Genomic DNA, 10,900 nt, shown 5'->3' with positions numbered 1-10,900 from the left:
CGCCTAACCGACATTCATCTCCCCCTTATCGCTGGGCTCCGCCCTACACACGCTTGAAGAGGGAGTCTTCTTTCGGAAACCGATAAACATTAATGTGGAAATGATGGTAGCGAAGAATTGCGGATAAGAGCGAACGGATCGATGCCTCATGCCTATTCTAAAAAGGGCGGCTTAGCAAAAATAAAAACAAGGGTATTGTATGGAAATGTGGCATATAAGAATTAGGTCGTAAAAGGGAGCAACGTAATGGAAATTGAGGGCAAAGCATTAGAGAAAGCAATCAAACAAGCAAAAGCTTCTTTTGCTATTGAAGGCTTGACTATTACGAAAGCACAAGAAGCGTTAATTAAAGCTAATTTAAATGGTGAAATTAGTTACCAAGAGTTTATTGAAAAGGGCAAGACGTTAGCCGGTATAAAAGATAACTGATCTTTTATTAAAAGGGGATTTGGTGTTATGAGGGAGAAATATAATAGCAATTCAAAATACACCTATGCCAGTACAGATAAAGTTATAATTAATGAAGAACCAGACACGCAAATGATGAAAGAGTATAAATAATTAAATGAATACTTCCCTGCATAGACTGCTCCCGCGCCAATCCCGATGGATAGGGTATATAGGGCAACAAACCTCTTGTGAAAAAAACATTTCAGTATAGGTGCTGCCTAGGGCAGAGAGACAGAACGAAATGGCCGCTAAAATTATTGTGTTTTTTCTCTCGACGTTCGACTCGTCTCTCTTCTATGAGCTTAGTTCGGTTTTTTTAAAAAGAGGATGGCTCTTAGGTAAAGGGTTTCATGAAAGTAAGTGCTGTAAATCACTCGTTTTGTTAGAAACTAAATAAAAGTAAGGCAACCGACTTTTACTTGATCTGATTAGATGCCTCTTCAGTAATTTGCAGTTGCTTTTTCAAGATCTTGTTCCAGAGGCGGAGTACTTTTCCGTTATCCTGCTCTCCTATCGCGAAGTTCTCCTTGTTTGTCTCACAATGATATCGGGGCACTACCGCTCAGGTGAAGACGAGTTCTCATTATGTAGGAAAGGGGTTGCAGGTAGACTCAGTTAGAAGCAGGTAACGGAAAGAAGGAAGCAGGAGAAAAAGCGGAGAGGCGTGTAAATTTGCGATATCAGCAGGTAAACGAGTTTTATCCTGAAAAATGATACAGAAAAGAGGCAGCACGCCAGATTTCATTCCACTAAGAGAAAAAAATGTTATAATACAGCACTAACACTTATAAAGGGGATGAAAGCATGAATGATCAAAAAATGAAACCTAATGCTGGTGCTAAAATTATTGGTCGAACCCCTGAAAAGTACAGTCGAGAGCGTTTGAACAGAAACTTTCAACAACGTCTGCATAACTTGGATAAAGTCGTTAAGATTTTTGAGAAAGAAAAGTCACAAGTATAAACAAAAGATATAATGAATTTGAGCAAATTCTTCCCCCGCTACCATTTTGCAGGGCTGGGGTGTTTTTGCCTGTCTTAAAATAATTTGCCTGAAGCTTATAGTACTTTTTTTCAAATGGAGGGCTATAGCTCAAATTCCTTAACCAATGCGGCCTAGCAGATGTTTTCTCCATAAACGGGTATATTCAAAAATGTCCGCGGTCTAAAATCCCCAACAAGTTTTCCTGATACCGTTTTTTCCAATATATGTTTTTATTTGTAGAAGGAAAACCGACCCGTTAGGCAGGTTTATGAAAGGAAAACCGACCCTTTCGTTCGTGTGAAAATCACGCAAAACCCTTGCCTCGTCTAGGGTTGAAGAAATCACACGCTACGAGCCGCTCTTTATTCTTGTGCCTCGGTTTTGCTTCTCCGAGTAGCCAGGCGGCTCTATCTTAGCAGTGCGTCATTGCAAACCCATAGACATAACGAGCAGCAAGACACAGTCATAAGCGGAGGGTTCTGTTAAAGAGAGTATACAGCCGTTTACTTAAAGATACGAAGAGAAACCTTTCTGTGACTATTCATGTGGAACAGTATTTTACCATTCTAAGATGCCGCCCCCCTCGCAATCCCTCTGCTTCACAAGCGATTCTTCCTCGACAAAACGAATCGCCTGCACCGGCTGCAGCAGCGCCTCTTCAAAATCGCCGCTGTGCGCAAGCTCTTTACTACTCCAACGCACCAGCTCGACCACATTCACCTCAAGCTGCGTACAGAGACGCACATACCCGTCTTGGTACACCAGAGGGGCAACGGAGGCTTAAGTGCATTCACCAGCTCTCGTATAAGCTTCAACTTCCGCGGGCGGTACCGCTCCAAAGTGGCCGCCTTGATTCTATCTATGAAATCGCAGCCCAGACCCCCTGGAAAAATCACGCAAACACTTCCTCCCACTTTCCCTTTTTTCATAGGAAATTATACCCCACACACAGGATAATCAAAGATCCATCTAGAATATGTTTGAACGATGTTTATCAACAGCCCGAATGGAAAGGAGCTCCTGCCAATGATTGATATCTATTCAGAACTGTTGCCCCTGACGCCAAACGACGACACCCTTTCAATCGCAAGTAGCCTTAATCATATGAAAAAAGCTAGCAACGTCGGCATCCGCACCGTTCTCTTCGCCCCGCGCTTTCAAGCGACGAACGAAGAAACACACGCAGCGCAAGTGAAGCAAAACGTGGCGAACTTTCAAAGCCATTTGGACGAGCAAGGCACCCCCGTCCAAATCCTTGCCAGCCACAGCCTTCCCCTTAACGAACAAGCACTTCCAGCCCTTGAAGAAAAGAAGGCTCTGACCGTACAACACAGCCATTATGTTTTGGTTCACTTGGACAGAGCACACGTCCATGAACATGCCTCTGCCCATGTATCCGACCTTCAACTAAACGGGTACACCCCCGTCCTTGCCTACCCAGAACGACACCCAGAGTTCACTCGACAGCCCGATATCCTGTACAAGTTGATCAAGCAAGGCGCGCTTGCCTATCTCAACGCTTCAAGCCTAACCGGCAAAAACGGAAGCCCCGTCCGCCAATTCGCCGAGCAGCTCATTGACCATAACCTCGTGCATATGGTCGCCACTAACGCCATCTACGCCGGACGTATGAAAGAATACGACCTGATCAATGCCTACCACTTCATACAGCAGCACTTCACACAGGAAACCGTGGAAACATTTAAATTTACGCTCAGTCAAGTGATAGCCGGCGAGCCTTTGTATGTAGAAAGACCGATCCCGATTAAAAAAAGCCACTTCGAGTTGTAAGACGAGGAAACACGCAACCGTTGCCATCGAGGGGTGGACACTAGGAAACGGAAGCGAAATCTACAAATCCATCCAAAAAAAAACGTAGAAAAACCTCGATTATTGAGATAATGTGTGTTACATTTAAACCACTAAACGCACAGTTGGACAAGTTACTACAATCAAGAAACGTATGATCTACAGGGAAACGACGACAAACATTCACAACCCTTACACTCTACCTGCAAGGGGAGGTAAGGGGAGTTTTTTTGTACTTTTGGTCATACCTCCTGTACCACTATCACGAGGAGGGACTCGGCTATGCTAAGGGTGTTCGAAAGACCTTAGGCGCAGGTCGCCAGCAGCATGGTGTGAGGGGAGGTTGGATGCCTCGGGGGAGACCCCTTATACAGCAAGAGATAATAAGAAATTGAAACAAGTTAGCGCTTTCAAATGTGATAACTTGTTTTGTTTTTTTGTTAAGAGTGGTGTTAATCAAAAGAGGGGGCTGGCACATGAATTTGAAACAACGGTTGATGGCGTTAATCGCCATTGATTCAGCAATTGTCTTATTCTCGATTTACATAAGTAATTTTATTTTATCGCCAGGTGGATCACCCGTTACAAGTGTGATTGTGACTAGTTCGATCGTTTTGTTAACCGTTCATCATATTTGTGCCTACCGGTTCAAGCTTTATAAACGGGCTTGGGAATACGCGAGCGTTACTGAACTCAAAGCGATATTGTATGCTGTCACCATTTCCGTGGCTGCCGCTGGGCTTACGCAATTAGTAGCCTTTCAGGAATTTTATGTTCGCACTCTGATTATGACCTGGATGATGCATGTCATTTTAATTGGTGGTTCCAGAATGTCTTGGCGTCTGTACCGTGACACCCATTTAACAGCTAAGAAGAATGGGAAACGCACGTTAATCATTGGGGCCGGTTCGGCGGGAGTGATGGTCGCACGCCAATTAAAGCAGGATCTTGAGACGGAATTGGTGCCCGTAGGATACTTAGACGACAATTTCACAAAACACGGATTAGAGATTATGGACTTGCCGGTCATAGCAGGAACCAAAGACGTAAAACATATCGTCGAGGACTATAAAATTGAACATATTATCATTGCAATCCCTTCCTTACATAGAAGTGACTTAAACCGGATTTTCAGCTTATGTACGGAGACAAACGCAAGAACGCAAACGCTGCCTAGAATGGAAGACTTGATGTTAGGCTCTCTTCAAGTAAGTCAGTTTAAAGACGTTGAGGTCGAGGACTTGCTTGGACGTGACCCTGTAGAGTTAGATATTGACGGAATCGCTGACTTTATCACCGACAAGACGGTGCTTGTTACCGGGGCTGGCGGATCAATCGGTTCCGAGATTTGTCGACAGATTGCTAGATTCTCTCCAAGAGAGCTGGTCCTACTTGGTCACGGGGAGAACAGTATATATTCCATTGAAATGGAGCTTAGAAGAAATCTTCCAGATCTGAACGTAGATACGGAGATTGCTGATATCCAAGACAAAGATAAAATGGTTTCCATTATGGACAAGCGTCAGCCGCATGTGGTGTTTCATGCAGCTGCCCATAAACATGTGCCTCTCATGGAACGCAACCCGGAAGAGGCAGTTAAAAATAATGTGATTGGTACTCGTAATGTGGCTGAAGCAGCGGATTACGCCAATGTGAACACCTTCGTGATGATTTCCAGTGACAAGGCGGTCAACCCAACAAGTGTGATGGGTGCTACAAAGCGAATTGCTGAGATGGTTGTTCAGCATATGGATATGATTAGTCCTACGAGGTTTGTGGCCGTTAGGTTCGGGAATGTGCTAGGGAGCAGAGGCAGTGTCATTCCGCTATTTAAGCAGCAAATTAAAAACGGAGGGCCTGTGACGGTTACTCATCCTGAAATGGTGCGTTATTTTATGACGATCCCAGAAGCTTCAAGGCTCGTACTTCAAGCGGGCGCGTTAGCTGAAGGTGGAGAGGTCTTTGTGCTCGACATGGGTGAGCCTGTGAAGATTGTTGATTTGGCGAAGAACTTGATCCGGTTGTCTGGATATAGTGAAGAGGAGATTCCAATTGAATATACAGGGATGAGACCTGGGGAGAAGATGTTTGAAGAACTTCTCGGACAGGGTGAGGTTCATAGTGAGCAGGTTTATCCTATGATTTATAGGGGGAAGACACCCGCCGTTAATATTAATGTAACAGAGGATTTAATAGATGAATTTAAAACAATAGAGAATCTCAAAGAAAGAGTATTAGACATTTCAAATTTTGAATTTAAGAAGATTAGGGTTTTAAGCCATGCTAAATAAAGCTGTGATGAAAAGGTAGGAAACGACCTTGTGGTACAAGTTAAAGAATAATTCATTTTTAAGAAATGTGAGTGTGTTAATGTCGGGTACAGCTATTGCTCAGATATTAACGGTTGCTTCCGCACCAATATTAACGAGACTCTTTACCCCAGAACAATTTGGAGTGTTAGGTTTATATATTTCAATCATCTCCATCCTTACAGTTTTAATGACTTTACGGTATGAGATGGCTATCGTTCTCCCAAAGAATGATAAAGAAGCAGCTAATTTACTTTGGCTATCATTAATAATAACCGTTTTTTTAACGGTTATTCTAATTCTTGTTAATGCGATTTTAGGCAAAAAAGTGGCTCTGATATTAGGTTCGCCAGAGTTAGAGAGTTGGTTATGGTTGGTTCCTTTTAATGCTTTTTGTATAGGTGTTTACAATTCATTTAATTACTGGTGTACAAGGAATAAACAGTTTTGGAGACTTTCCCGATCAAGAGTAGTCCAGTCTCTAGGCGTAGTTTCTACTCAGACCTCAGGTGGGGTTATTGGTGCAGGAACTGGGGGTCTTATTGGGGGACAGTTTTTAGGTCAATTTTTAGCGAGTGTTACATTATGGTGGCAAGTTTGGAAAGAGGATAGGAAACTAATTACAGCATCTTATAATAATCAGGAGATAAAAAAGGCGGTAAAAGTACATAAAGGGTTTCCGTTATATAATTGTTCACAATCACTGATCAATGCATTTTCCCAAAATGCCGCCCCTTTTCTACTAGCAGCTTTTTTTGGTCCTTCAATTGTTGGATTTTATTCAATGGCATTGAGGGTTATTAAAATGCCCATGAATTTAGTCTCAGAGTCATTTAAACAAGTTTATTATCAAAGAGCCTCTGAGATTTATAATAGTGGTTGTAGCCTAAATAAACACTTGATAAAAGCAACAACATATTTATTCTTGATAGGAATTATTCCGGCCATACTAATATTTCTTTTCTCTCCAATCCTGTTTTCTATATTTCTCGGTGAATCTTGGTACGAAGCTGGACAATATTCCAGTTGGCTTATTATATGGTTGTTTGCAGGTTTAATAAATAGGCCATCAGTAGCTACAATCCAAATATTAGGCATGCAAAAGAAGTTACTAGTATACGAAATTTTGTTGTTTATTGTAAGGGTAATTACGTTATTTCTTTGTTCTTTAACTTTTAGCGCACTAACCGGTGTGGCTGTGTACAGTTTAATCGGCGCCCTATTTAACATACTATTGGTATTTGGTACTATTTTTTTAGTTAGTAAAAAGGAGAAAGTTAATGAACATAATAAAACGTAAGGTTGTAGAACATTTTGTAAGTAAAAAAGGGGACACTCTCAAAAGATATAAAAAGTTGGAGAGCTTTCAGAGAGGTAATTTTAATGAAGTACAAGAATTGGTTGAGACCAGGCTAAAAACGTTACTTAATCATAGTTATTCAAACGTTCCTTATTATAGAGACTTATTTAAAGAGGCTGGCTTAGTTAATCATACAGACGAAATTGAATTAAAGAGATTTACGGAGATTCCTGTACTAACAAAAAAAATTCTCAAAACCCAATATGACAATCTTGTGTCAGAAGATATAAATAAAAGAAAGTTTTTCGTGAACACATCCGGTGGATCAACAGGTGAGCCAGTGAGTTTTATTCAGGACGAGGAATATGCAGAATGGAGAGAAGCGGTAAAAATTTTAGATGACACTTGGTCTTTCAGGTTATTTAATGAGAAGCAAGTAAGGCTATGGGGTTCTGAAAAAGACCTTCTCCATGGTAAAGAGACTATAAAGACTCGAATTTCTAGGTATTTAAAGAATGAAGTTTGGTTGAATGCTTTTCAAATGAGTCCAGATGATATGAAAGATTATGTGAATAAGATAAATAAATTTAAACCTGTACAAATACTGGCATATGTGGAAAGTGTGTTCGAGTTAGCAAAGTTTATTGAGAAAAATAAACTTAAAGTTCATTCTCCAAGGTCTATCATGACTACTGCTGGTACGTTACACCCCGAAATGAGAATGAAAATAGAGGAAGTATTTCAGACTGAGATATTTAATAGATACGGATCAAGAGAAGTTGGCGATATTGCTTGCGAATGTAAACAACATAAAGGTTTGCACGTTTCATCTCCTACACATTATGTCGAGATAATAAATAATAAAGGGGAACCGGTCAAACCGGGTGAAATAGGGGAAATTCTAGTTACTTCCTTGACAAATTATGCGATGCCGTTAATAAGATATAAAATTGGTGACTTAGGGGTTTGGTCAGACGGGAAATGTAAATGTGGGTGCAATTATCCAGTGCTAGAAGAGATAACTGGACGAAGCTCTGATATCTTTATAGCTAATAACGGCAATAGAATTCGTGGTGGATATTTCACTAAGATTCTTTACGATTTTAAATGGATAAATAAATTTCAAGTTGTGCAGGAAGAATATAACTTAATTAATCTTTTTATAATCAGTGATAACATAACAGGAGATATACAAGCAGACATTAAGGGGATAACAGACAAATTTAAAGAGGTGATGGGTAGGGATTGCAAAATAGAAGTTTCTTTTGTGGATGAAATTAGCTTTACTAATTCAGGTAAATACAGATATACTATTTCAAAAGTAACCTAAACCATCATTTACTATTAAATATAGGTAAAAATTAATGATCATTGAAATTGAATATCGAAGGGACTCAATGGGGAACTGTTCTCACAACTGAGGTTGGTCAGTGGGTATACCGATTGCGACAAGTGACTTGAGTTCGTCTTGGGTTCGTCAATCGTCAGTATTAATATCCAATGGTTCCCTGCTTGTCTCAACTCGATGAAAACTATTTTGCGTCTGCAGCTAAGATTTTAGATGTCCATCTTTATCTAAAACATTCTTCCACCGCTTAAACAACAATTTGTAAAGGAAGCAGAAAAAACCGGAAATAAAAACATGGTGGCCCGTCAGTATAAATTAAATCCAAATTTGGTCTAACGGTGGTGCGATGCATTTCCGGATAATCAACTGCCCAAACGTTTTGATCATGTCGAAGTTCTGGAAACCAAGCAGCTAGCCATGGAAACGGACAGCTCAATCAATTGCTTGGGAAGAAAGACTTGGAAATTGCGATTCCCGGTGATCTTGTAAAAACGAAGCCACTCATTCATCGAGAAACTCGAATTAGCGTGCTGTTGATCTCCAAAGGGTATACTGTGACCAAGAGCTTGAAAATTGTTGGATTAACTCTGCGACATATTATTATTAAGAAAAAGGCAAAGCAGTAACCAAGCAGGTGAGTGAGGGGCTCCCGTGCCGGGATACTCTATGACATCCAAGGCTAAAGGATACCCGGTGAGTGAGCAGATCAAAGAATCGCTTGTGGGGCTAAGCCTGGGCCGTGGCTATGTATATTGGTTACCGCCAAGCTAACTAAAGCCGTTGCTAGCTGGAAAGGTCTGATTTTTTGGGGGTGAACAAAGTGAAAAAAATATATTTTTTTCTGTCTAACTTGAATGGAGGGGGCGCTCAAAGAACAGTTGTCAATATCTTAAATTATATTAATAAAAAAGAGTTTGACTGTAAACTTGTACTCCTTGACTATACGGAAGAACAGGCATATGCAGGTTTGTTGAAAGAAGATATAGAAATTATCAATCTTAAGAAAAGAGCTAGGGAAGCAATTTTACCCATTTATAGATTGTTAAAAAAAGAAAACCCAGATATATTGTTCTCTACATTACCACAAGTTAATTTTGCAGTAACAGCAGCACATACTATGAGCCGTTCTAAGGCTAAGCTTGTCCTTAGAGAGTCTAATCATAGGGGGACTCTGAACTCTGACAAAAAAAACTTACTATTTACAAAGATGGTATACAGGAGAGCTGATAGTATTGTAGCCTTGTCAAAAGGTGTTGCTAGAGACATAAAGGACAGTTATAAGATTTCAGAGAATAAAATAGTGACAGTATATAATCCAGTAGATGTTGACTTGATAACAAGTTTAAAAAAAGAGGGATCTTTTATAAAAGAAAAAAACAATAACAGTGAAAAACTAGTAATCACTGCTTGTGGGAGGCTAACCGAACAAAAGAATTTTGATCTGTTAATAGACAGCTTGAGTGAACTAAGTAAATATAAACCTCAATTTGCGCTTTATATTTTGGGAGAAGGAGAATTAGAGTCACATCTTAGGAGTAAAATTTGTGTAGCCGGACTTGAAAAAAATATAGTACTACTTGGGTTTCAAGAAAATCCGTACAAGTACTTAGCAGATAGCGATTTATTTGTTTTAACATCACTTTGGGAAGGTTTTGGGCATGTGCTGGTAGAGGCAATGGCTTCAGGGACCCCGGTAATTTCAACAGACTGTCCCCATGGGCCAAGCGAAATTATTAGTGATAAAGTTGGCTGGTTAATCAGTAATAATAGTAAGGAAGAGTTAGTTAAACTGTTAAAAGCAATTGTACTTGATAAAAAATTGTTAAAGGATAAAGAAAGTGAACTTTATGAGCACGCTTATAAATTTAAAGCAAGTAATATAGTCAAGTCCTACGAAAAATTGTTCGGAACGGTTGCGGACTCTTAGAAAAAGGTAGTATAAAATATTTTCATTTTTTATCAATGTTGCTCCATTTCTTTAGAAGGCGACTTTAAATGGTGAATATTTATGTTTTAATCCACCTCCCTTTAGTAGGTGAGTCAATTTCATAATTGCTCTCTTTAAAAGTGCAGACACCCGCAGAATTCTTAAAATGAGGGTTTTTAAAGTCTTTTATGCAGCTTGTTCTTGGTTTAACTGTACGTTGATACGGTCTGCAGCTAATTTTGATGCATTATAAATAAGCATAACGATATCAACGTGCACTTTGGCGCGTTTCCCGGTACGGTGACGAACATTATTAAGTTGGAAGTATTCTTTTAAATAGGCGTTCACACGTTCAACGGCCGTACGACGTTTACAAATGGTTTTCCAAGCTTTTGAGCCACGGGCAGGGGCTGTGTACCTTCGGAGATCGGTCGTGATTTTCACCTTATAAACCTTTTGACAAATCCCCTCATTAGCTAAAGGACAGTCTTTACATTCCTTGGGTCGGGTGTATTTTAAGGTCTCATAGGTCGCATCGTAACTGTCATACCGATACGAATGCTCACGAAAACAGGTCGGCGCAAAGTGCTTATCAAACCCTATCGGTTCCGGTTCATTCCGCTTATTATAGGCAACCACGGATTGTCGTCCCATACGATGCACTTGCTCATAAATCGGTTCAAAATCATAGCCCGCATCCATCGTTTGATAGCGCAAAGACGAAAGAGAGACGTTCATCGATTCCCTTTAACAGCGGAATTGCCGCCTTTCCA

Annotated in this window: 9 protein-coding genes and 1 pseudogene; 8 read left to right on the top strand and 2 right to left on the bottom strand. The window is 40.3% G+C overall.

Annotation, left to right across the window (positions count from 1 at the left end; all coding sequences use genetic code 11):
- Positions 1 to 246 precede the first annotated feature (246 nt).
- Positions 247 to 429 (top strand): antitoxin VbhA family protein, encoded by a 183-nt coding sequence (locus AVZ68_RS19000; protein ID WP_059106152.1) that lies wholly within the window; start codon positions 247 to 249, stop codon positions 427 to 429.
- 825 nt (positions 430 to 1,254) lie between these two features.
- Positions 1,255 to 1,413, top strand: a complete 159-nt coding sequence (locus AVZ68_RS20410; RefSeq protein WP_157404743.1) for a hypothetical protein — start codon at positions 1,255 to 1,257, stop codon at positions 1,411 to 1,413.
- A gap of 579 nt (positions 1,414 to 1,992) precedes the next feature.
- Here the strand turns inward: AVZ68_RS20410 and AVZ68_RS18995 are convergent.
- Positions 1,993 to 2,136, bottom strand: coding sequence for a hypothetical protein (locus tag AVZ68_RS18995; protein ID WP_157404741.1), 144 nt, complete (start codon positions 2,134 to 2,136; stop codon positions 1,993 to 1,995).
- A 324-nt stretch (positions 2,137 to 2,460) separates the two neighbouring features.
- Here AVZ68_RS18995 and AVZ68_RS18990 point away from each other — a divergent pair, with 324 nt between their 5' ends.
- From AVZ68_RS18990 to AVZ68_RS18970, 6 genes are all read left to right on the top strand, one after another.
- Positions 2,461 to 3,225, top strand: coding sequence for a CpsB/CapC family capsule biosynthesis tyrosine phosphatase (locus tag AVZ68_RS18990; protein WP_059106150.1), 765 nt, complete (start codon positions 2,461 to 2,463; stop codon positions 3,223 to 3,225).
- A 494-nt stretch (positions 3,226 to 3,719) separates the two neighbouring features.
- Positions 3,720 to 5,534, top strand: a complete 1,815-nt coding sequence (locus tag AVZ68_RS18985) for a polysaccharide biosynthesis protein (protein ID WP_059106149.1) — start codon at positions 3,720 to 3,722, stop codon at positions 5,532 to 5,534.
- Positions 5,535 to 5,601: 67 nt separating this feature from the next.
- Positions 5,602 to 6,852 carry a lipopolysaccharide biosynthesis protein gene (locus tag AVZ68_RS18980; protein ID WP_281176649.1) on the top strand — a complete coding sequence of 417 codons (1,251 nt, stop codon included), beginning with the start codon at positions 5,602 to 5,604 and terminating at the stop codon, positions 6,850 to 6,852.
- Positions 6,833 to 8,182: a phenylacetate--CoA ligase family protein gene (locus AVZ68_RS18975; protein ID WP_059106147.1), complete on the top strand. Its 1,350-nt coding sequence runs from the start codon at positions 6,833 to 6,835 to the stop codon at positions 8,180 to 8,182. Before AVZ68_RS18980 ends, AVZ68_RS18975 begins: the two co-directional genes overlap by 20 nt.
- Before the next feature lie 476 nt (positions 8,183 to 8,658).
- On the top strand, positions 8,659 to 8,826 hold the full coding sequence (locus AVZ68_RS20540; RefSeq protein WP_180316738.1) for a hypothetical protein: 168 nt from the start codon (positions 8,659 to 8,661) through the stop codon (positions 8,824 to 8,826).
- 194 nt (positions 8,827 to 9,020) lie between these two features.
- Positions 9,021 to 10,127 (top strand): glycosyltransferase, encoded by a 1,107-nt coding sequence (locus AVZ68_RS18970; RefSeq protein WP_059106146.1) that lies wholly within the window; start codon positions 9,021 to 9,023, stop codon positions 10,125 to 10,127.
- Positions 10,128 to 10,313: 186 nt separating this feature from the next.
- Here AVZ68_RS18970 and AVZ68_RS18965 read toward each other — a convergent pair.
- Positions 10,314 to 10,900, bottom strand: a pseudogene (locus tag AVZ68_RS18965) (transposase); the annotation flags it as partial.

The sequence above is a fragment of the Shouchella shacheensis genome (genome assembly GCF_001484965.1).
GTDB classification, from domain to species: Bacteria; Bacillota; Bacilli; order Bacillales; family Bacillaceae_D; genus Shouchella; species Shouchella shacheensis.
This window is presented reverse-complemented; position numbering and strand designations above follow the sequence as displayed.

Bases quoted from the DNA above. Each gene is read 5' to 3' on its own strand.
- AVZ68_RS19000 (WP_059106152.1), top strand. From the start codon at position 247: ATGGAAATTGAGGGCAAAGCATTAGAGAAAGCAATCAAACAAGCAAAA.
- AVZ68_RS18990 (WP_059106150.1), top strand. From the start codon at position 2,461: ATGATTGATATCTATTCAGAACTGTTGCCCCTGACGCCAAACGACGAC.
- AVZ68_RS18975 (WP_059106147.1), top strand. From the start codon at position 6,833: ATGAACATAATAAAACGTAAGGTTGTAGAACATTTTGTAAGTAAAAAA.
- AVZ68_RS18985 (WP_059106149.1), top strand. From the start codon at position 3,720: ATGAATTTGAAACAACGGTTGATGGCGTTAATCGCCATTGATTCAGCA.
- AVZ68_RS20410 (WP_157404743.1), top strand. From the start codon at position 1,255: ATGAATGATCAAAAAATGAAACCTAATGCTGGTGCTAAAATTATTGGT.